Source organism: Flavobacterium sp. MMLR14_040 (genome assembly GCF_033657265.1).
GTDB lineage: Bacteria > Bacteroidota > Bacteroidia > Flavobacteriales > Flavobacteriaceae > Flavobacterium.
On record NZ_JAWVWO010000020.1, the window covers coordinates 1 to 22,446 of the forward strand.

The window sequence follows — 22,446 nt, forward strand, 5'->3', positions numbered from 1 at the left end:
CCTTAGAACCTTAGAACCTTAGAACCTTAGAACCTTAGAACCTTAGAACCTTAGAACCTTAGATAAATTTACTGCGTAAATTTATCATTTTCAAACTTTGACTTTACACAATAAAAAAAGCCTCTTCAAAAGAAGAGGCTTTAGTACTCAGAGCGGGACTTGAACCCGCACGAACATTGCTGTTCACTGGATTTTAAGTCCAGCGTGTCTACCAATTTCACCATCCGAGCATTATATGGTTTTTGAGCGAAAAACGGGGCTCGAACCCGCGACCTCGACCTTGGCAAGGTCGCGCTCTACCAACTGAGCTATTTTCGCGTTTCAAATTCTTGTAAGAACTACAATACTCAACTTGTTTCGTATTGCGAGTGCAAATTTAGGACATTTATTCAATTACACAAGCGTTTTTTGAAAAAAAATTACACTTATTTTATAACTTTCTGATAACCTAAACTTTAAATCTGATTATTTTCCAACCAACATTCTTTTAATTTCATTAAGCTTCATTAATGCTTCAACGGGCGTGATTGCATTTATATCAAGACTCATGATCTCTTGTTTTATTTCTTCCAATAAAGGATCATCTAAATTAAAGAAACTCATTTGCATTTCATCATTCGCAGATTTGATTCCGTTTAAGGCATCGCTGGAATGATTTTTTTCTAACTTTTTCAATAGCTTTTGAGCTTTCAAAATTACCAGCTGCGGCATTCCGGCCATCTTTGCAACATGAATTCCAAAACTATGTGCACTTCCGCCTTTTACGAGTTTACGAATAAACAGAACTGTATCTTTTAACTCTTTTACCGCAACATTATAATTTTGGATTCTTGGCAGCGATTCTGTCATTTCATTTAATTCATGATAATGTGTTGCAAACAAAGTTTTGGCTTTTGATGGATGTTCGTGCAGAAATTCGGCAATAGCCCAGGCAATCGAAATTCCGTCATAGGTACTGGTTCCTCTTCCAATTTCATCTAATAAAACCAAACTACGGTCTGAGATATTATTCAAGATCGAAGCCGTTTCGTTCATCTCGACCATAAAAGTAGATTCTCCCATCGAAATATTATCCGACGCTCCTACTCTGGTAAATATTTTATCTACAATTCCCATTCTTACGCTATCCGCAGGAACAAAACTTCCCATTTGAGCCAATAATACAATCAAGGCTGTTTGTCGTAATATGGCCGATTTACCAGACATATTCGGACCCGTAATCATAATAATCTGCTGGGTTTCCCTATCTAAATAAACATCATTAGCGATATAAGGAGTTCCAACAGGCAATTGTTTTTCGATAACAGGATGTCTTCCGTTTTTAATTTCAAGTTCGAAAGTTTCATCAATTTCAGGACACACGTATTTGTTTTCGACAGCCAATTGTGTAAAAGAACATAAACAGTCTAGCTGTGCCACTAAATTGGCATTCATTTGAACCGGTTTGATATACGTTGCAATCCAGGCTACTAATTGTTCGAAAAGATCAGATTCTATCTTATAGATTTTTTCTTCAGCACCCAAAATCTTTGTTTCGTATTCTTTTAATTCTTCGGTAATATAACGCTCCGCATTTACCAAAGTCTGTTTGCGAATCCATTCTTCCGGAACTTTATCTTTATGTGTGTTTCGAACTTCTATATAATAACCAAAAACATTATTGAATGATATTTTCAAAGATGAAATTCCGGTTCTTTCTGATTCTCTTTTTTCAATTCCTTCTAAAAATTCTTTTCCCGAAGTAGAAATAGCACGCAATTCATCTAATTCCTCACTAATTCCTTTTGCAATCGCATTTCCTTTTGCAATCGCAACCGGCGCATCCTGATTTAAGGTTGTTTTTATTTTTTCTCTTAACAGATCACAGGCATGTAAACTATCTCCAATAACTTTCACTGCTTCTTGCGGACTTTGAAGCGCTAAAGTTTTTATGGGAATGATAGCATCCAGTGATTCTTTTAAATAAACAATTTCACGCGGAGAAACTTTCCCCGCAGCGATTTTAGAAATCAAACGTTCTAAATCTGAAATTTGCTTGATTTGGTATTGAATATTATGTAAAACTTCATTGTTTGATTTCAGGTAAGAAACCACATCATGACGCCCTTTTATTTTGTTACTGTCTTTTAACGGAAGAGCCAGCCAGCGTTTTAACAAGCGCCCTCCCATTGGCGAAAGTGTTCTGTCAATTACATCCAAAAGCGTTACTGCATTTGGGTTGTAACTGTGATATAATTCTAAATTTCTAATGGTAAAACGGTCCATCCAAACATAGGCATCTTCGGCAATACGCTGAATTGCCGTAATGTGCTGCACACGATTATGTTGTGTTTCAGACAAATAATACAGAATCGCTCCAGACGCGATAACACCTTCCTTTAACTCTTCAACACCAAAACCTTTTAAGGAAACGGTTTGAAAATGTTTTGTAAGGGTTTCTAAAGCATAATCTTCTTTATAAATCCAGTCTTCCAGATAAAAACTATGAAAATCTTCTCCAAAAGCATCCTTAAAATCACCTTTATTATTCTTTGGAACCAAAACCTCACTTGGGTTAAAATTCTGCAATAATTTATCTATATATTCGGCATTTCCCTGAGCAGTTAAAAACTCTCCGGTCGAAACATCCAGAAACGAAATTCCGATACTTTTATTAGCAAAATAAACAGATGCTAAAAAGTTATTTGATTTAGACTGTAAAACTTCATCATTCAAAGAAACTCCAGGAGTTACCAATTCTGTAACACCACGCTTCACAATAGTTTTAGTCATTTTAGGATCTTCAAGCTGATCGCAGATAGCAACACGAAGTCCGGCTTTTACCAATTTTGGCAAATAGGTATTTATAGAATGATGGGGAAAACCGGCCAAAGCTGTTTCAGTTTCAGAACCTGCCCCTCTTTTGGTCAATGTAATTCCAAGAATTTTAGAAGCTCTGATGGCGTCTTCTCCAAAGGTTTCATAAAAATCTCCTACTCTGAAAAGCAGACATGCATCAGGATATTTTCTCTTGATTTCGTTGTACTGTTTCATCAAAGGTGTTTCTTTCACCACTTTCTCTTTCGTTGCCAAATTATTGTTTTTTAAATGAAAATTAAGACAGCGAATTTATAATATTTTGAAGGAATATAGAAGAGCAATAAAAATTAAAATATTTTAAGAATATTTTAAGTTCATATATAAGAATTTTATCTAGATTTGTCATAATTAAAAAGACTCTTAAAAGATGAAAAAAATAATTTTATTCGTTATGTTGGCTGTAGTTGGAATTACTGCTTCTAACGCTCAAACTACTAAGAAAGCTAAAGCTGCAAAAGTTGCTAAAATTGAAGGAGCCGGAATGGCTTTTGAAACTGAAACTATTGATTACGGAACTATCGCTCACAATGCTGATGGAAAACGTGAGTTTGTTTTCGTAAACAATGGAACTAAACCATTAATCATTACAAATACACAAGGATCTTGTGGTTGTACTGTACCAACTACACCAAAAGAGCCAATTGCTCCGGGTGCTAAAGGTATTATTGGTGTTAAATATGCTACTGACAGAGTTGGTGCTTTTACAAAAACTGTAACTGTTACTTCTAATGCTGAAGGACAACCAACAAAAGTACTTACAATTAAAGGTACTGTTTTACCAGATCCAGTAAAAAGCTAATCTGAAAACAATAAAAAAATCGAAAAAGCTTCCTTATCTTTGGAAGCTTTTTTTATGACCAGAATTCAACACAATGAGAAAACTTGAAAATAGTGAGCTAGAACGTAAATCTATCGAAGATTTTAAAAAATCAGACAAAACCCCTTTAATTTTAGTTTTGGATGATATTCGCAGCTTGCACAATATTGGTTCTGTATTTAGAACCGCCGATGCTTTTTTGATCGAAAAAATAATTTTGTGCGGTATTACAGCAACTCCTCCAAATAAAGAAATTCATAAAACCGCTCTTGGCGCAACCGAAACTGTAACTTGGGAGCATCATGAAAATGTTTTGGAAGTAATTGAAAATCTAAAAAAAGAAAATGTTCTGACTCTTGCTATCGAACAAGTTGAAAGCGCTATTTTTCTTCAGGATTTTAAAGTGGAGAAAAATCAGAAATATGCTTTAATTTTTGGTAATGAAGTTTACGGTGTTGCTCAGGAAGCAGTTGCTATTTGCGATGGTTGTATCGAAATTCCGCAGTTAGGCACCAAACATTCCTTAAATATTTCTGTAAGTGCAGGAATTGTTGTTTGGGATTTATTTCAAAAATTAAACTGGGGCACAATTAGATAATGAGAAAATTTGTCAATTAGATAATTTATGCATAAAACCTTCATCATTTAATTATCTAATTCCCAAATTGGCATATTAATTCAATTTCTTCTGAATTTCGTTTAAAATAAAAAGGTAATCTTCGTGGTTTTTTACAAAATCACGATTAGAGACATCGATAATTAAAACATTCAAATCAGTTTGAGATTTGATGTATTCCAGATATCCGTTATTGATTTTATCCAGATATTCTGCTTCTATATTTTGCTCGTAATTTCTTCCTCTTTTTTTGATATTTTCCAATAGACGTCCGGTGTTTTGGTACAAATAAATGTACAAATCCGGTTTTGGCATTTCTTTGTAAATAATATCGAATAAATTTCGGTACAAGCGATATTCATCTTCCTGCAAGGTAATTTTAGCAAAAATCAATGATTTAAAAATATGATAATCGGCTACGATAAAATCTTTGAATAAATCAAATTGCGCCAAATCATCTGATAATTGCTGATATCTGTCGGCTAAAAAAGACATTTCGAGCGGAAAAGCGTATCTGTTTTGATCTTTATAAAATTTAGGTAAAAACGGATTATCTGCAAAACGCTCTAAAACTGTTTTAGCATTAAAATCTTCTGCAATTTTGTGTACCAAAGTTGTTTTTCCTGCGCCGATATTTCCTTCAAAAGCGATATAATTATAATTCTCTAATGGAATTTCCTGTAAAGGACTTTTCAAATCCTGAACCACAACACAAGAGCTGTCATCGGGAGTACTTGCAATTAATTCATTTATGGTTTTATGAAAAACAGGATGTTTCCAGTCTAATTTTAAATCGCGCATGGGCAGTAATACAAAATTTCGGTTTTGCATTAAAGGATGCGGAATGGTAAGTTTTTCAGATTCGATAATTTCGTTATCAAAAACAATCAAATCAATATCAATAATTCTCGACTGATATCCTTCCTGATTTGAACGGATTCTGCCTAATTGTTTTTCGACTTTTAAAACCTGATTTAATATCTTTTGCGCCGATAAGTTACTGTGTAAAAGCAAGGCACAATTGTAAAAAGCATCACTTTCAAATCCCCATGCGGGTGTTTCATATAGTTTTGAAACCTCGATTACGGTTCCCACTTCCTGATGTATTAACGCAATACAACTTTCGATGTTTGCCAATCTGTTTCCCTGATTACTGCCTATAGATAAAACGACCTGATGCTGTGATTTCATAATTAATGCAAATTAACTAAATCTATTTTAGAATTAACAATATATTTGTGTAACAGGTTCCGAATTTAATTGTGAATTTGTGCATTAAAATTTGTAACTTCTTACTCTTTTTTGCTACATATTAAAAAATATATTTTATGAAATTTCTAGGAAATGTAATTGCCACTGTAATTGGTATTTTTGTTTTTATCATGTTATTCTTTTTTGGAGTAATTCTTATTGGTGCTATTTTTGGAGGAGAAGACACCGTTTCAGTCAAAGCTGATTCTGTTATAGAATTAGATTTGAAAAAAATCGACAATGACTACGCCGGAAAATATAAAGATCCCTGGGTAACGGTTTTCTCTGATAAAAAGGAAGTTGGTTTAAGCGACGTAATCAATGCAATTGAGGCTGCAAAAACAGACGACAACATTAAAGGAATTTCTATTTTAAATGATGAATCTTCCTTAGGACTGGCTCAATATAAAGATTTACGAAATGCATTGGAAAGCTTTAAAAAATCAGGAAAATTTGTTTGGGCTTATGCCAATTCATTTTCTCAAAAAGAATATTATTTAAACTCTGTTGCCAATACTATTTATTTGAATCCTGCAGGAGATCTTGATTTTAAAGGACTTTCGTCTGAAGTGATGTTTTTTAAGGATTTTCAGGATAAATCGGGTATTCATATGGAAGTAATTCGTCACGGAAAATACAAAAGTGCCGTTGAGCCGTTTTTAGAAAACAAAATGAGCGACGCCAACAGAGAACAAATAACTGCGCTTTTAAATTCTATCTGGACAAATGTTTCTGAAGATATTTCGAAAAGCCGAAATATTCCTGTTGTCAAATTAAATGAAATTGCAAACGGTTTATTGGCCAGAACACCAGAAATGGCAAAAAAAGAAAATCTAGTCGATATTGTAGCATATGAAGATGTATATCATAATGCGATTAAAAAACAATTGAAAGTAACCGGAGACGACGATTATAACAAAATTTCGATTTTAGATTATACACAAAACAATATCACAACTGCCTTAACCAATACATCAAGTGATCAAATTGCTATTATTTATGCTCAGGGAGAAATTGAAAGCGGCGAAGGCGATGTAAATGTAATTGGCGAAGGCGCAATGCGTCGTTCTTTGCAGGAAGCGCGCAAAGATGAAGATGTAAAAGCAATCGTGCTTCGAATTGACAGTCCGGGCGGAAGCGCTTTGACTTCTGATTTGATTTGGAGAGAAATTGAAATTACTAAAAAAGTAAAACCTGTTGTAGTTTCTATGGGTAATTATGCGGCTTCTGGTGGTTACTACATTGCTTGTAATGCCAATAAAATTTTTGCAGAAAAAAATACTATTACGGGTTCTATTGGAGTTTTCGGAATTCTGCCAAATTTTAGCCCGTTGGCCAATAAACTCGGGATTAATACTGAGCAGGTAAAAACACACGAAAACTCAGCAAATTACAGCCCGTTTGTTCCTGTTGATGAAAAGTTTAAAGCTTTTACATTAGAAGGAGTAGAAAAAATTTACAACACTTTTGTAACGCATGTAGCGCAAGGCCGAAAAATGACTTTTGCACAGGTAGATTCTATTGCACAAGGAAGAGTATGGTCTGGATCTCAGGCAATAAAAATTGGCTTAATAGATAAAATCGGTGGTTTGGATGACGCTATTGCTGAAGCTGCAAGAATTTCCAAAACAAAATCATACAGCACACAAAACTATCCTGAATACGAAAAAACATTCAACGATGTATTATCTGGTTTGCCTTTTGCAAAATCTAAAGAAGCTTTTATAAAAGAAGAAATTGGTGCCGAAAACTATATGCTGATCGAACAGGTAAAAAGACTTCAAAAACAAAAAGGCGTTCAGGCAATGATGCCTTTTGGATTAAACATTAAATAATGCAACAATGAAAAAAATAATCGCCGTTTTATTTGTTGTTTTTGTAAATTTCATGAATGCCCAAAGCAAAAGTGAAACAAAATTTAAGGAAAGTAATCTTGTTTTAAAAATCAATAAAGATGAGATTTACGGAACTTTAATCACACCGGATTTAACTAAAAAATGTCCTGTTGCCTTAATTATTTCAGGTTCGGGACCAACGGACAGAAACGGAAATAATCCAATGATGAAAAACAATTCCTTAAAAATGCTGGCAGAAGCGCTGGCAAAAAACGGAATTGCATCATTACGATTTGATAAACGCGGAATTGGCGAAAGCAAAGCAGCTGCCGGCCCTGAATCAAGTTTGGTATTTGAACATTATACCGAAGATGTAAAAAGCTGGATTAATTTATTAAAGCAAGACAAACGTTTCTCAAAATTAACTATCATTGGACATAGCGAAGGTTCCTTAATTGGAATCATTGCCGGCGCAAAAGCAGATAAATTTATTTCTATTGCAGGCTCTGGAGAATCTGCAGACAAACTTATCAAAACGCAAATTGCATCTAAATCAAACAAGCAAATTGAAGAAATGACCTTTCCGATTATTGATAGTCTGAAAAACGGAAATAAAGTAAAAAAGGTTGATCCCATGCTAAATTCACTTTTCAGACCAAGCATTCAGCCTTATATAATTTCGTGGTTTAAATACGATCCTTCGGTAGAAATTAAAAAATTAAATGTACCTATTTTAATCCTGCAGGGAAATAAGGATTTGCAAGTAACAGTAAAAGATGCAGAAAATTTATCGCAGGCCAATAAAAATTCAGAACTTTTGATAATTGATAAAATGAATCATATCATGAAAATTATCGAAGGTGACCAACAAGCTAATTTTGCAAGTTATACCAACGAAACCTTACCTATTTCAGAAGAAATGTTGAATAAAATTGTTTCTTTCATTCAAAAATAATTAAAACCAATTGTTTGGGTGTAATAATTTTTAACGCATAGAAACATAGAATTATTGAACTCAAAAAAGACGTTTTCACTTGCATTAACAAACATAGCTATGTGTGAGAAACAAGTTTCTTTTGACTTCCTTTTTTTTCAAAAACATAAAATCTATGTTTCTATGTGTTTAATTAAAATATTTACGCATAACTCCTAACAGGTTGAAAAATATAATAATTAAAGTCCGTTTGAATTCTCAAGCGGACTTTTTTATTTTTATCAAAACAATTTCTTAGCATACATAACACTAAATCCTGTTTTAATTAACTCAAAGTTAATTTCTGCTTAACAGCTTTTCCGGGCTGTACCGATTATTTTAGCAAAAAATTACAAGATCAGATAAATCAGAATACATATCATAAAGTTTTAAAAATATTTAAGAATAATTTATTTTTTTTTGATAGCTTGCCCATAATCGAAATTCGATTAAGGCAGGCTATTGTTTTTTATGATAAATTTGAAATATATTTTACATTAAAAGTTTATTTTTGCAAGAATAATATGTATAAATTAAGAACCCTAAAACCTCAAATCTATAATTAATTATGTTAAAGAAAATTTTAAAAATCACCGCGATTGTTTTTGTGGTCATCATTGCCGCACTATTTGCAATTCCTTATCTTTTTAAGGATCAGATCAAAACAAAAATTACAGAAGCAATTAATGAAAGTGTAGATGCAAAAGTGAGTTTTGCTGACGCTGATTTAAGCTTGTTTAAAAACTTTCCAAATGCTACTGTTGGAATCGAGAAACTGGTTATCATCAACAAAGCTCCTTTTGAAGGCGATACTTTGGTTTCGTTAGGAGAATTGAACTTAAAGATGAGTATCAAAGAACTTTTTAAAGGAAAAGATGAACCTATGAGCATTGAGGGAATCAGTTCTACGAATGGTTTAATCAATATCATTTTTAATAAAGATGGTGTTGGAAACTTTGATATCGCTTTAAAAGATAAAAAAGACGAAACAAAAACAGATGAAGCCAGCAAACCGCTTTCTTTAAAGATTCAGAACTACAAAATCGAGAATTTCACTTTTAGATATATTGATCAGGGTTCTAAAATAAAAATGGTAATCGACAGTTTAAATCACGAAGGAACGGGAGACTTTACCAATTCTAAGCTTGATTTAACAACAAAATCTACCGCCAAAGTTTCTTTGGATATGGATAAGATGAATTACATGAAAAATGTAAAACTGACTTTGGATGCTGTTTTAGGAATTGATTTAGAAAAAAGCAAATATACATTTAAAGAAAACAAAGCTTTAATTAATCAATTGCCTTTAGAATTTGACGGATTTATTCAGATGGTAGAAAAAGGTCAGATTTATGATTTGAAATTTAAAACGCCAACTTCGTCGTTTACTAACTTCCTGGGCTTAATTCCTTCGGCTTATTCTTCAAGTTTAGAAGGCGTTAAAACTACCGGAGACTTTACTGTTGTTGGTTTTGCAAAAGGAGAATTAACAGATACAACTGTACCAAAATTCAATATTGCCATAGCTTCTAACAATTCTTCTTTTCAATATCCGAATCTGCCAAAATCAGTTCAGAATATTGTAATTGATACTAAAATCATCAACGAAACGGGTATTTTGAATGATACTTACGTTAATCTGGATAAACTTTCGTTTAGAATTGATCAGGATGTTTTTAGCGCTAAAGCAAATGTGAGAAACATAACTGTGAATCCGTTGGTAAAAGCGGCATTGAAAGGAACTGTTAATTTAGCCAACCTTTCAAAAGCATATCCTGTAAAATTGGATAAACCTTTGGCGGGTATTTTAAAAGCTGATGTTACAACAGAATTCGATATGGCTTCTGTAGAAAAAAGTCAGTATCAAAACATCAAAAATGCCGGAACTATGAGTTTATCAGGATTTAAATATACTGATGAAAACAATAAATCGATGAATATCAGTACCGCTTTGGTTGAATTCAATACAAGTACAATCAATCTGAAAAAATTTGATGCTACTACAGGAAAAAGTGATATTAGCATTAATGGAGTTTTAGAAAATTTCTATGGTTTTATGTTTAAAAAACAAGAGCTAAAAGGAAATTTCAACATGAGCTCGAATCAATTGGCTGTTGATGATTTCATGACTTCCGGAGAACCTGCTAAACCAGCAACTACAGGCGGAACAGAAACTGAAACAAAAACTACACCGGCAAAACCTGCTGAAGCAATGAAGATTCCTGCGTTTTTAAACTGTACATTAAATGCAAAAGCAAATACTGTTTTGTATGACAATTTAAAATTAAAAGATGTTTCAGGAAAGTTGATTATCAAAGATGAAAAAGCACTTTTAGAGAACTTTAAAACTTCAATTTTTGGAGGAACAATTGGTTTAACCGGAGCTGTTTCGACAAAAGCAAAAGTACCAACATTTGATATGAATTTAGGTTTCAATCAGGTTGATATTGCTCAGACTTTTACACAATTAGACATGATGAAAAAAATTGCTCCTTTGGCAGGAATCATCAATGGAAAATTAAATTCGACTATCAAATTAAACGGAAATCTTGATGCAAATGAATTGACTCCGGATTTGAAATCACTTTCGGGAGATTTAATAGGTCAATTGCTTTCGACTTCGGTTAATGCTAAAAATTCGACTGTATTGAATTCATTGACATCAAACATTAAGTTTCTTGATATGAGTAAGCTAAATCTTAATGATGTAAAAATGGCTTTGACTTTTGATGATGGAAAAGTTAACGTAAAACCATTTGATATTAAATATCAAGATATTAAAGTGACAGTTGGTGGAACACACGGTTTTGATCAAACAATGAATTACAACTTAAAATTAGATGTTCCTGCTAAATATTTAGGAACTGAAGCAAGTGCATTCCTTGCTAAATTGTCTCCTGCAGATGCTGCAAAACTGGATAACATTCCGATCAATGCATTGGTTACAGGTAATTTCTCAAATCCAAAAGTATCAACAGATATGAAAAGCGCTGTTAGCAGTTTAGCATCTCAGGTTGCTAATCAGCAAAAAGAGAAATTAACTCAAAAAGGAGCATCAGCACTTTCTGATTTGATTAATAAAAACACAAAAGCAAAAGATACTACGCAAGCCGCAGCAACTGAGAAAGAAAAAAATACTCAGGAAGCTACCAAAAAAGCCAGTGACTTACTAAATGGTTTATTTAAAAAGAAAAAATAAGGATTTCAAATAAAAGAGAAAGGCCAATCGTAATGATTGGCCTTTTTTATGTTGTATATTTTAAAACTTAAACAGCTCTTGAATATGTTTTTAATCTACCATTATTCAGTATACCATTTACTATTTTAAAATAATCATTTTTTGAACAATTTTCAACCTCAACTCCAATGCTGCAATTATCGTAAGGCTTATATTTTTTAAGGTTTGAAACTGAAAACAATCCCACAGTTGGTGTTTGAACTGAGCTTGCTAAATGCATCATTCCGCTATCTGCTCCTATAAATATTTCGGTATTGGCTATTAGCGAACCAATTTCTCTGATATCCTTACTATAAAAAGTTGGCGCTTTAAAAGCTATTTGGGATACATTTTCGATTGGTAATATTTCAATAATATTGTAATCCGTATATTGCTCTTTTAGTGAAGCATAAAAATTCTCCCACCAATCTTCAGACAAACATTTTGTTCCTGTCGCAAATGTAAATATGCAAATCGTTTTTTTAGAATTATTGCTATTTAATGTGCTTAATATCTTTTTGCCCTCGGACAACTCAAAAGAAGTTAATTTAAGATCTATAGGCTCCACTATTTTATTGCTTTCTTTTAATCCCAATTTTGTTAAATAGTGTCTGAAATTATAAACAGGGTATTTTGCAATATGCTCATAATCAGATTTCGTTTGCTGACGATCATTTTCTAAATCGCCATAGAATTTATATTTTGCTTTAGAAAAACGTACAGCCAAACGGCCTGATGAAGAATTTTGATCGACATTTATTGCCATATCGTAAGGCTGTTTTCTTATCGAAATCCAAACTTTTATATATTCTAATAAGTTTTTAAAAGGTTTTTTGGGTAAATGAATTGTTTTGTAAACAACATCATAATTTTCAAAAATAATGGGTGCAAGTGGTCCTTTAACAAATAAATCAATTTTACAATTTGGAAATGTTTCAGCAACTTCTTTAACAAGTGGTGAGATCAATAACAGATTTCCTAATCTTGCATTTGGTCTACAAATTAAGACTCTTTTAATTTCAGTTTTATCCACTAAAATTATTCCTGATTCACTTTTTGGTTTTCCAATGTTCTTCGTCAGATTGCGCATTAAGCCTCTTCTGAAAACATTAATTTTGTTTAAAACACCCATTTATTAAATAATTTAAAAATTATAAAATTTACTTTAATTTTAAAAAGAACCTGTTAACTTGAATTACTTCAAATCTAGTCTCTTTTTTTTTCTAAAAGTAATTTCTTTCAATAAGCAATTATTACAAAATTGTAATCAAATGTATCATTTTTCACACTTGATATCTTATTAAAATATAATTTAAAATTACAAAACTTTTATGTAAAACCAAATGAATCAGACGAATAGCCAAAAACAATCGACCTATACGTCGATTGTCACGACGTATCCTTCGGAACCACGGATGTTAAAAACATTACCGTCTTCAAAAATTAAATATTGCCCTTTTATCCCAATAAGTTTTCCTTGAAAAGAAGGTGTTTTGTCTAAATTTAAGCTTGTTACTTTTGCAGGATAATTTAAAACAGGATAATTTAATTCGATTAAATCATTCTTTTGAGCGTAAAAATAGTCTCGTGCTTCAGCAGGAATCAACTCTTCAATTTTTACTTTTTCGGCAATCAAATCAAAAACCGCAGTTGGATTTTGAAGCATTTTTCTCCAATTGGTTTTATCGGTATAATGACTTTTTAAAGCAACTTCGGTAATTCCGGCCAAATATCTGTTAGGAACCTCAACAACGGCAATTGCCTGGCTGGCTCCCTGATCAATCCATCTGGTTGGGACTTGTGTTTTTCGTGTTACACCCACTTTTATTTCGCTTGCCACAGCCAAATACACAACATGAGGCTGCAATTGTACTTTTTGTTCGTATTCTAAATCCCGATCTGCAATTCCTAAATGCGCTGTACTTAATTCCGGTCTCATAATCCAATCTCCTACGGCAGGGCTGGAGTAAAAACAATCATAACAAAAACCTTGTCTGAATATCTTTTTCTTTTTACAGCAATTCAAACATTGAAAACCTGCAAAATTAATTTCAATTTCTTTATCTAATAATTGATTCATATTGAGAAAGCTATCTTCAAAAACCAAATAATACTGAATTGGATTTCCGATTTCTGTTTGCATTTTTGTAAGTACGCCTTGATATGTCATTATATTTTAGATTGTTGATTTTAGATTTTAGATTGCTTCTCAAACGCAGAATTTTAATTTTAAAATTCTTTTTTAGTAAAAAATAGAATGTTTTTATTACAAAAAAACAGTATTTTTGATACAACGACAAAGTTAATGTTTGTCTGGTGATATTTCAAATCTTATATTTTGAGTTTTTACAAAAAGTATAAAATCAGAAATCTAAAATCTAAAATCTAAAATTTCTCATGCCCTTATCAATTATCAACTCGTTCGCCTCCTGGGTTCTAAAACAAAGAATTCACCAAATAGAACTCTTTCTAAAATATCCTAATGAAGTTCAGGAAGAACTGTTGCACAATTTATTAATGGCATCTGAAAATACCGTTGTAGGAAAACAATATGATTTTGCTTCAATCAGCTCTTATCAAACTTTTGCAGAAAGAGTGCCGATTGCGAGCTATGAGGAATTACAACCTTTGATTGAACGTACACGTCAGGGCGAACAAGGCGTTTTTTGGGAAACTCCTATCAAATGGTTTGCAAAATCAAGCGGAACAACCAATGCGAAAAGCAAATTTATTCCCGTAAGTAACGAAGCTCTCGAAGATTGTCATTATAAAGGAAGTAAAGATTTGCTTTGCCTTTATTTGAATAATAATGAAGATTCTGAATTGTTTTTGGGAAAAAGTCTTCGTTTAGGCGGAAGTTCACAGATTTACGAAAACAACAATACTTATTTTGGAGATTTATCTGCAATATTAATTGAAAACATGCCAATTTGGGCTGAATTTAGCAGTACGCCAAGTAATAAAACTTCGTTGATGAGCGAATGGGAATCTAAAATCGCTGCTATTATAAATGAAACCAAAGTTGAAAATGTGACCAGTTTTGCCGGAGTTCCGTCGTGGATGCTGGTTTTAATGAATAAAGTTTTGGAGAATACCGGTAAGGAAAGTCTATTGGAAATCTGGCCAAATCTTGAGGTTTATTTTCATGGCGGCGTGAGTTTTTCTCCATACAAAGAACAATACAAAAAAATCCTGCCTAGCAAGGATTTTAAATATTACGAAATATACAATGCTTCTGAAGGCTTTTTCGCGATTCAGGATCTAAATAATTCCAACGATTTATTGCTGATGCTGGATTACGGCATTTTCTACGAATTTATTCCGATGGATACTTTTGGGACTTCAAACCAAAAAGTTATTTGTTTGGCCGATGTTGAACTGAATAAAAATTACGCACTCGTTATTACGACCAATTCAGGTTTATGGCGTTATTTAATTGGTGATACAGTTCGTTTTACTTCATTAAATCCGTACCGCATTAGAGTTACAGGAAGAACAAAACATCATATTAATGTTTTTGGCGAAGAATTAATGGTCGAAAATACAGATCAGGCCATTGCCAAAGCCTGTCAGATTACCCAAACCGAAGTTATCGATTATACCGTTGCCCCTATTTTTATGCAGGACAAAGAAAAAGGCGCTCACGAATGGATGATCGAATTCAAGAAAAAACCGGCTGATGTGGGACTTTTCCAAAAAGTGCTTGATGAAACTTTACAGACTTTAAATTCTGATTACGAAGCCAAACGCTACAACAATATGACGCTGAATCCTTTGGTGATTAATGTAGCACGTGAAAACTTATTCTACGATTGGCTTAAAGAAAGAGACAAACTTGGAGGGCAACATAAAATTCCGAGACTTTCGAATGAGAGAGATTATCTGGAGCAGTTGAAAGAGATGTGCGTGCTTAAACACTAATTTCATGAATTTTCACGAATTATTGAACTCGCTTGTCTTTGCGAGGAACGAAGCAATCTCACTATTATTAACATTAGTTGATTTAGCAAGTGAGATTGCTTCGTTCCTCGCAAGGACACAAAGATCGATTACATCATATCGATATAACGGTCGTGATATCCTAAAAGATATAAAACACCATCAAGACCTAAACTTGAAATTGAATTTGAGGCGCTTTCTTTTACTTTTGGTTTGGCGTGAAAAGCGATTCCAAGACCTGCTAAATTGATCATTGGTAAATCGTTTGCTCCATCTCCTACTGCAATTGTTTGGTTGATATGAATTCCTTCTTTAGCTGCAATCGCTGTCAGGTATTCGGCTTTTTTTAAACCGTCTACAATATCACCTATATATTTTCCGGTTAATTTTCCGTCTTTTATTTCTAATTGATTGGCGTGAACGTAATCAATGCCTAATTCTTTTTGCAGGTATTCTCCGAAATAAGTGAATCCTCCGGATAAAATTGCGGTTTTGTAACCGTAATATTTTAAGGCTTTCATTAAACGGTGTGCTCCTTTTGTTATTGGCAGATTCTCGGCTACTTTTTGCAAAACGTCTTCACTTAAACCTTCTAACAAAGCCATTCGTTGTTTGAAACTTTCGTTAAAATCGATTTCTCCATTCATCGCAGATTCTGTGATCGCTTTTACTTGTGCGCCCACTCCGTTTAGTTCTGCCAATTCGTCTATAACTTCAGCCTGGATTAAAGTCGAATCCATATCAAAACAAACCAAACGGCGGTTTCTTCTGTAAATATTATCTTCCTGAAAAGAAATATCGACATCTAAAGTTCTTGAAATGGCCATAAAATTGGCTGTCATTTCAATCTTGTTTACTATTTCGCCGGTTACAGATAATTGTATGCAGGAACGCGGATATTCTTCTTTTTCAACAACAGAAGTTCTTCCAGTTAATCTTATAATGGAATCAATATTTAAATTTTGATCTGATAATATTTTGGTAACCGCTGCAAGTTGTGTAGCAGTTAGTTTTTCGCCCAAAACATTTATAATGTAGCGTTGTTTGGATTGAGATTTAACCCAGGTTTCGTAATCATCTACAGAAATAGGAATGAATTTTACCTTAACTTCTAATTCGTAAGCTTTAAAAAGCAAATCTTTAAGCACCGGACCAGAACTTGAGCCTGCTTCTATTTCGAATAAAATTCCTAAAGACAATGTATCGTGAATATCCGCCTGGCCTATGTCAAGGATAATAGCATCGTAAGCAGCTAATACTGATGTTAATCCGGCTGTTACACCCGGTTTGTCATGCCCTGAAACTTTAAGTAAAATAATTTCTTTGTCTTCTGTTGCCATTTTATGCTTATTGATTTTCGAAGCGACAAAAATCGGCAATCTATTTATGATAAAAAAGTATATTCTTTGTTTTTTTGTAGAGAAAAAACACAAATCAATAGGTAAGTTTTAAGTAATTTAACATTTAACAAAAGTTAATTGCAATGTTTTTTCCGCCACGAATTCAAGAATCATTTTTAGAATTTTATTTGAATAAAATCTCACGAATTCGTGGCGGAAAAACTACTTATTTATTTGGTTCGTTTACATCGAAATTTACCATCCAGCCTATGCCGAATTTATCTGTGAACATTCCGAAATAAGAACCCCAGAAAGTATTATCCATAGGCATAAAAACGTTTCCGCCTGCTGAAAGTCCGTTGAAGATTCTGTCTGCTTCTTCTTGGCTTTCTACATTGATTGAAACTGAAAAGTTTCCTCCAAATGTTACATCTCCTGATTGTTCGTTACTGTCGCTTCCCATTAAAATGGTATTTCCAATTGGCAAAGAAACGTGCATTATTCTGTTAGCATCTTTTTCTGAAAATTCTGCACAGCCTCCGTCTTCGGCAGCCGGCATATCTTTAAATTTTCCGATATACGGAAATTCACCTCCAAAAACTGATTTATAAAATAGAAATGCTTCTTCACAATTTCCATTAAATATTAAATAAGGGTTTACTGATGTTGCCATGATATTTTTGTTTTTTTTTGTTATTATAATCTATTTTCTTTGTTCTATTTTCTTTGTTCTATTTTTCAGAAAGCTCTTTTACTGTTTCTAATCCTTTCGGAAAAGCTTCTTTAAAATAATCGATATATTTTTCTACTACGTCAACCTGAGCTACCAAATCTGTAAATTCGTCATCTTGCGTTAAACGATACGTTTCCATTGCGCCGGTCCATTTTTTAGTTTCTTCATCAATAGGTAATTCTTTAAAGTCTTTAATTTCTCCTATATGTTTGAAAGCCATATATTCATTTGGAATTTTCTTTTCGATAATACTATTCATTCCTTCTCCGTTTGGAGACATAAAATGAATTTTATCACCTTCTTTCCAATCACTTACTGCATACGAGCCTTCGCAAAAAGCTCCTGTCCATTTTTTATAGGTTTCTTCGTTCCATAAAACAGCCCAAACGGTTTCTACCGGAGCTTTAATTCTGATTTTAAATTCTAATGTTTCCATATCTAATTTATTTAGGCATTTTACTAAAATCCATATATAAGATATTCCAGCGGTGACCATCTAAATCTGCAAAAGCACTGCCATACATCCAGCCTTGGCTTTCTGCAGGCTTGCTAAAAACGGTTCCACCGGCTTCTTTTACTTTTTCTGTGAATTCATCAACTTCTTCTTTGCTTTCTGCGTCAATCGAAATCAAAACTTCTGAACTTGATTTTGTATCTGTCAGCTTATTTTGAGAAAAACTGGCAAACAAAGATTCTTCAAAAAGCATTACTGCAAATTTCCCTTCGCCTACAATCATACAGGTTGAGCTTGACGTATCGTGTTTTTCATTAAAAGAGAAACCTATTTTTGAGAAAAAAGCTTTTGATTTTGCCACCTCTTTTACCGGCAAATTCAGCCAAATTTGTTTCGCCATCTTTTTGTTTTTTTATTAAATGTTTTTGCCACAAAGTCACGAAGTCACAAAGTTTTTTTTTCATATGTTAAAACTTTGAACCTTTGCCTCTTTGAACCTTTGAACCTAATTAGTTTCTACATAACTTTTAAAATTATCTAAAATTGCCTGCCAGCCGCCACGTTGCATTTCTTCGGGATTTTGTGTTTCGGGATCAAAACTTTCCGTTACTTCTACTCCGTTTGAAGTTGATGCAAAATTAATTTCAACCTTTCTTCCATCAGCCATTATATATTCAATGGCTTTATTTTTTTCTACCAAAGTATATTCGCCTTCAAAATCAAAACTCATACTGCCGTCTTTTGCGGCCATCGTCGATTTAAATTTCCCGCCTTCTCTCAAATCATTTTCTGCATAAGGCGTGTGCCAATCCGGTGAGGCAAAACTCCATTTTGTAATGTGTTCAGGTAATGTCCAGAATTCCCAAACTTTGTCTATTGATTCGTTTATTGTACTTTTTACTGTTATCATTATTTTTATAATTTATTAATTGATTTACTCTTTAAAATCTTCAACGTACTTTTTAAAATTTTGAATAATTGCAGTACAAAACTGTTCTTCCATAGCTGCTGAATCTTCTGTTGTGGGCTCAAATGTTTCGGTAAGTTTTACATGGTCACCATTATTTTCAAAGTGAACATTTGCCGTTCTGTTATCAAAAAGTTTGTACTCTATTACTGAAAACTTCTGGACATTTGTATAAACTCCTTCAAAATCAAACCCATCGCTTCCATCTTTAAGAGCCATTGTAAATTTGAATTTCCCGCCTGCTTTCAAATCATTTTCTACATATGGTGTATGCCAGTGTGCAGAAGCATTATTCCAATTCATAATATGTTCTGGCAATGTCCACAGATCCCAAACTTTTTCTATTGGGGCATTTATTGTATTTTGAACTTGTATCATTATTATAGACTTTTAATTTTATACTTCGCTCGGTATTTTACTTTCATCCATACAGAAAACTTCCCAATGATGCCCGTCTATATCCAGGAAAGTGCGTTGGTACATCCACCCATAATCCTTTGTTTCCACATATTCAGTTCCTCCTGATTGAATAGCTTTTTCCATTATTTGATCTACTTTTTCGCGAGTTTCAAAAGATACAGCAATAATAACTTCGCTTGTTGTCTCTGCATTGCAAATTTCTTTATTGGTAAATGTTGCATAAAACTCTTCAACTAAAAGCATTGCATTTATATTTTCGCCAATAATTAAGCAAGTTCCTTTTTCATTTGTAAACATTGGATTGAACGAAAAACCCAACTCTGTAAAAAATGATATTGAACGATTTAAATCTTTTACCGGAAGATTTATGAAAATTTTTGTTGCCATGATATATAAAATTACAAATTATCAAAACAAATTTAAAGTTAAATAACAAGGCTTACATTACAAAAAAAGTCATCTTTAGGGTCATTTAAGACAATTTTTCTATTTTTGTAATAAGCATAAATGAAAATACCATGACTAAGAAAACAGCTTTAATAGTACCTCACTACTATAAATTATTAAGTATAGCAGCCATTTTAGAAGTTTTTGAAACTGCTAATAAATTATACAAAGGTTCTGAAAAGCCTTTTGAAATTATGGTTTTTCAATCGGCAGAACAAATCAAAGAAAAGTTTTTATTTGGTTATGAAGTAAATTCAATCGAAGATTCTGATAAGCTTTTAGACCTTATTTTAATTCCGGCTTTTACTACCGATGATATGAGTGAGATGATCGCAAAGAACAGAAAGTTTATTCCATGGCTGCAAAAACAGCATCAGGCTGGAGCTGAATTGGCCAGTTTTTGTACGGGTGCTTTTTTGTTTGCGGCTTCGGGTTTACTTAACGAAAAACTCGCAACAACACATGTTGATGCCTGTAGTGCTTTTACGAAGGCTTTTCCAATGGTAAAATTAAAATCGGAAGAAACCTTAACGGCCGATGGAAGTTTATATACAAGCGGAGGTTCGACCTCAACTTTTCATTTATTGATTCTTTTGGTTCAGAAATATTGCGGAAATGAAATTGCGGTGCAAATCGCCAAGATTTTCTCTATTGATTTAAACCGATACAAACAAAGCTATTTTAGCACCTTCAGACCCAATCATTTACATAATGACAGTTTGGTTGCGATGTTACAGCAAAAAATAGAAAGCCAATATCATTCTATTGAAAAACTGGAAGAAATAACCAAAGATATTCCAACAAGCGCCAGAAACATGACACGCCGATTTAAACAAGTAACCGGAATTCCGCCAATTGAATATTTACAAAATATACGGGTTGAAAGTTCTAAGAAATATCTGGAACAAACACAGCTTTCAATTTCTGAAATCATCGAAAAAACAGGTTACAACGATCCAAAAGCTTTTAGAAAGGTATTCTATAAAATGGTGGGAATGAAACCAATCGAATATCGTGAGAAGTTTAGGGTTCAGTAATTTTTTTCAGGAGCAGAAAATTTTAAACACGAATTTCACGAATTGAAACTAATTCATTCGTGTAATTAATTTTACAAAATAAATTAACCATTGAAATTTGTGCAAATTCGTGAAATTCGTGTTTGCTTTTATAATTTTAAAAAAAAAACCTGCTCAAATAAATGAACAGGTTTGATATTAATCTTTGTCAAAATTTAAAACTTTGACAGCTGTATTTAGAATTTACGAAGCAATTTCCATTCTCTTCAATAAATTTTTACTTAAAGTATGTTCTGCATAATCTTTATCAATTGTCAAAACTTTATCGTCTGAACTTGGCAATTCGTACATAGCATCTGTTAGAATTGCTTCGCATAATGAACGCAATCCACGAGCCCCTAATTTATATTCTAAAGCTTTATCAACAATAAAATCCAAAGCTTCATCAGTAATACTGAATTCTACTTCGTCCATCATAAACAATTTTTGATATTGTTTGATTAAGGCATTTTTTGGCTGAGTCAGAATGGCACGCAATGTTTCTCTGTCTAAAGGATCCATGTGTGTCAATACTGGCAAACGACCAATAATTTCCGGAATCAAACCAAAATCTTTAATATCTTTTGGAATAATGTATTGCAACAAATTGTCTTTGTCGATATTGTCTACATTTTTGGATGTTGAATATCCAACTGCCTGACGGTTTAAACGTTTAGAAATAATACGTTCTACACCATCAAAAGCACCACCTGCAATAAACAGAATGTTTTGGGTATTTACCTCAACAAATTTCTGGTCCGGGTGTTTACGACCTCCTTTTGGCGGTACGTTTACAACTGTTCCTTCTAATAATTTCAATAATGCCTGTTGAACTCCTTCTCCAGAAACGTCACGTGTTATAGATGGATTATCGCTTTTGCGGGCGATTTTATCAATTTCATCAATAAATACGATTCCTCTTTCTGCTTTGGTTACATCATAATCAGCGGCTTGAAGTAAACGTGTCAAAATACTTTCAACATCTTCACCCACATAACCTGCTTCTGTAAGTACTGTCGCATCTACGATTGCCAAAGGAACATCTAACATTTTTGCGATAGTTTTTGCTACCAATGTTTTTCCTGTTCCGGTTTGACCAACCATAATGATGTTACTTTTTTCAATTTCTACTTCGTCGTCTAATTGCTGTTGCATTAAACGTTTGTAGTGATTGTAAACCGCAACCGACATTACTTTTTTAGTCTGATCCTGTCCAATAACATATTGATCTAAGAAAGCTCTGATCTCTTTTGGTTTCTTTAATATTAAGTCACCAACGAGTTTTGCACTTCCACTTGATTTTAATTCTTCTATTACAATTCCGTGCGCCTGCTCAATACACTTATCACAAATATGTGCATTAATACCTGCAATCAATAAATTGGTTTCTGGCTTTTTTCTTCCACAAAACGAACATTCTAATACTACTTTAGCCATTCTTTTTTTATTACTAAGCTGCAAAGTTACTAAGTTTTTGAGATTTATCACTAAAACCTCAAAAACTTAGCAACCTATTAACTTAT

The 22,446-nt window shown here is 33.1% G+C and carries 19 protein-coding genes and 2 tRNA genes; 7 read left to right on the plus strand and 14 right to left on the minus strand.

The annotated features are described in order from the left end of the window. Positions 1-144: 144 nt before the first annotated feature. The 3 genes from SD960_RS19555 to mutS form a co-directional block, all read right to left on the minus strand. Positions 145-230: transfer RNA gene (locus tag SD960_RS19555), tRNA-Leu, on the minus strand. A gap of 15 nt (positions 231-245) precedes the next feature. Beyond that, positions 246-318: transfer RNA gene (locus SD960_RS19560), tRNA-Gly, on the minus strand. A 147-nt stretch (positions 319-465) separates the two neighbouring features. After that, positions 466-3,072: a DNA mismatch repair protein MutS gene (gene mutS, locus SD960_RS19565; protein ID WP_318805479.1), complete on the minus strand. Its 2,607-nt coding sequence runs from the start codon at positions 3,070-3,072 to the stop codon at positions 466-468. 154 nt (positions 3,073-3,226) lie between these two features. Between mutS and SD960_RS19570 the strand changes: the two genes are divergently transcribed. After that, positions 3,227-3,658 carry a DUF1573 domain-containing protein gene (locus tag SD960_RS19570; RefSeq protein WP_318805480.1) on the plus strand — a complete coding sequence of 144 codons (432 nt, stop codon included), beginning with the start codon at positions 3,227-3,229 and terminating at the stop codon, positions 3,656-3,658. Positions 3,659-3,731: 73 nt separating this feature from the next. Continuing rightward, on the plus strand, positions 3,732-4,274 hold the full coding sequence (locus SD960_RS19575) for an RNA methyltransferase (RefSeq protein ID WP_318805481.1): 543 nt from the start codon (positions 3,732-3,734) through the stop codon (positions 4,272-4,274). Between the two features lie 75 nt (positions 4,275-4,349). On the opposite strand, the gene folK is transcribed toward SD960_RS19575, so the two are convergent. Further along, positions 4,350-5,483 (minus strand): 2-amino-4-hydroxy-6-hydroxymethyldihydropteridine diphosphokinase, encoded by a 1,134-nt coding sequence (gene folK / locus SD960_RS19580; protein ID WP_318805482.1) that lies wholly within the window; start codon positions 5,481-5,483, stop codon positions 4,350-4,352. Positions 5,484-5,620: 137 nt separating this feature from the next. Between folK and sppA the strand changes: the two genes are divergently transcribed. From sppA to SD960_RS19595, 3 genes are all read left to right on the plus strand, one after another. Further along, entirely contained in the window at positions 5,621-7,378 is a 1,758-nt protein-coding gene (sppA, locus tag SD960_RS19585; RefSeq protein WP_318805483.1) for a signal peptide peptidase SppA, read from the plus strand. A gap of 7 nt (positions 7,379-7,385) precedes the next feature. Beyond that, positions 7,386-8,333 (plus strand): alpha/beta hydrolase, encoded by a 948-nt coding sequence (locus SD960_RS19590; RefSeq protein ID WP_318805485.1) that lies wholly within the window; start codon positions 7,386-7,388, stop codon positions 8,331-8,333. Positions 8,334-8,919: 586 nt separating this feature from the next. Beyond that, positions 8,920-11,550 carry an AsmA-like C-terminal region-containing protein gene (locus tag SD960_RS19595; protein ID WP_318805487.1) on the plus strand — a complete coding sequence of 877 codons (2,631 nt, stop codon included), beginning with the start codon at positions 8,920-8,922 and terminating at the stop codon, positions 11,548-11,550. A gap of 67 nt (positions 11,551-11,617) precedes the next feature. Here SD960_RS19595 and SD960_RS19600 read toward each other — a convergent pair whose 3' ends face one another. Together SD960_RS19600 and SD960_RS19605 are read right to left on the minus strand one after the other, a co-directional pair. Next, a complete protein-coding gene (locus tag SD960_RS19600; RefSeq protein WP_318805488.1) occupies positions 11,618-12,700 on the minus strand; it encodes a glycosyltransferase family 9 protein in 1,083 nt (360 codons plus the stop codon). 243 nt (positions 12,701-12,943) lie between these two features. Beyond that, positions 12,944-13,738, minus strand: coding sequence for a DUF2797 domain-containing protein (locus SD960_RS19605; protein ID WP_318805489.1), 795 nt, complete (start codon positions 13,736-13,738; stop codon positions 12,944-12,946). Positions 13,739-13,965: 227 nt separating this feature from the next. Between SD960_RS19605 and SD960_RS19610 the strand changes: the two genes are divergently transcribed. Beyond that, positions 13,966-15,489 (plus strand): GH3 auxin-responsive promoter family protein, encoded by a 1,524-nt coding sequence (locus SD960_RS19610; RefSeq protein ID WP_318805490.1) that lies wholly within the window; start codon positions 13,966-13,968, stop codon positions 15,487-15,489. A gap of 128 nt (positions 15,490-15,617) precedes the next feature. On the opposite strand, the gene serB is transcribed toward SD960_RS19610, so the two are convergent. The 7 genes from serB to SD960_RS19645 all read right to left on the minus strand — a co-directional run bounded on the left by serB (position 15,618) and on the right by SD960_RS19645 (position 19,808). After that, positions 15,618-16,847 (minus strand): phosphoserine phosphatase SerB, encoded by a 1,230-nt coding sequence (serB, locus tag SD960_RS19615; RefSeq protein ID WP_318805491.1) that lies wholly within the window; start codon positions 16,845-16,847, stop codon positions 15,618-15,620. 226 nt (positions 16,848-17,073) lie between these two features. After that, positions 17,074-17,520 carry a VOC family protein gene (locus SD960_RS19620; RefSeq protein WP_318805492.1) on the minus strand — a complete coding sequence of 149 codons (447 nt, stop codon included), beginning with the start codon at positions 17,518-17,520 and terminating at the stop codon, positions 17,074-17,076. Positions 17,521-17,578: 58 nt separating this feature from the next. Beyond that, complete coding sequence (locus tag SD960_RS19625) at positions 17,579-18,016, minus strand: SRPBCC domain-containing protein (RefSeq protein WP_318805493.1); 438 nt, start codon at positions 18,014-18,016, stop codon at positions 17,579-17,581. Positions 18,017-18,023: 7 nt separating this feature from the next. Next, entirely contained in the window at positions 18,024-18,434 is a 411-nt protein-coding gene (locus tag SD960_RS19630; RefSeq protein WP_318805494.1) for a VOC family protein, read from the minus strand. 105 nt (positions 18,435-18,539) lie between these two features. After that, a complete protein-coding gene (locus SD960_RS19635; protein WP_318805495.1) occupies positions 18,540-18,944 on the minus strand; it encodes an SRPBCC family protein in 405 nt (134 codons plus the stop codon). Positions 18,945-18,968: 24 nt separating this feature from the next. After that, complete coding sequence (locus SD960_RS19640; protein WP_318805497.1) at positions 18,969-19,379, minus strand: SRPBCC domain-containing protein; 411 nt, start codon at positions 19,377-19,379, stop codon at positions 18,969-18,971. A gap of 18 nt (positions 19,380-19,397) precedes the next feature. After that, positions 19,398-19,808, minus strand: coding sequence for a VOC family protein (locus tag SD960_RS19645; RefSeq protein ID WP_318805498.1), 411 nt, complete (start codon positions 19,806-19,808; stop codon positions 19,398-19,400). A 131-nt stretch (positions 19,809-19,939) separates the two neighbouring features. Between SD960_RS19645 and SD960_RS19650 the strand changes: the two genes are divergently transcribed. Further along, entirely contained in the window at positions 19,940-20,905 is a 966-nt protein-coding gene (locus tag SD960_RS19650) for a GlxA family transcriptional regulator (RefSeq protein ID WP_318805499.1), read from the plus strand. Positions 20,906-21,127: 222 nt separating this feature from the next. Here the strand turns inward: SD960_RS19650 and clpX are convergent, their stop codons facing one another. Next, on the minus strand, positions 21,128-22,360 hold the full coding sequence (clpX, locus tag SD960_RS19655; protein ID WP_318805500.1) for an ATP-dependent Clp protease ATP-binding subunit ClpX: 1,233 nt from the start codon (positions 22,358-22,360) through the stop codon (positions 21,128-21,130). Positions 22,361-22,446: the final 86 nt, after the last annotated feature.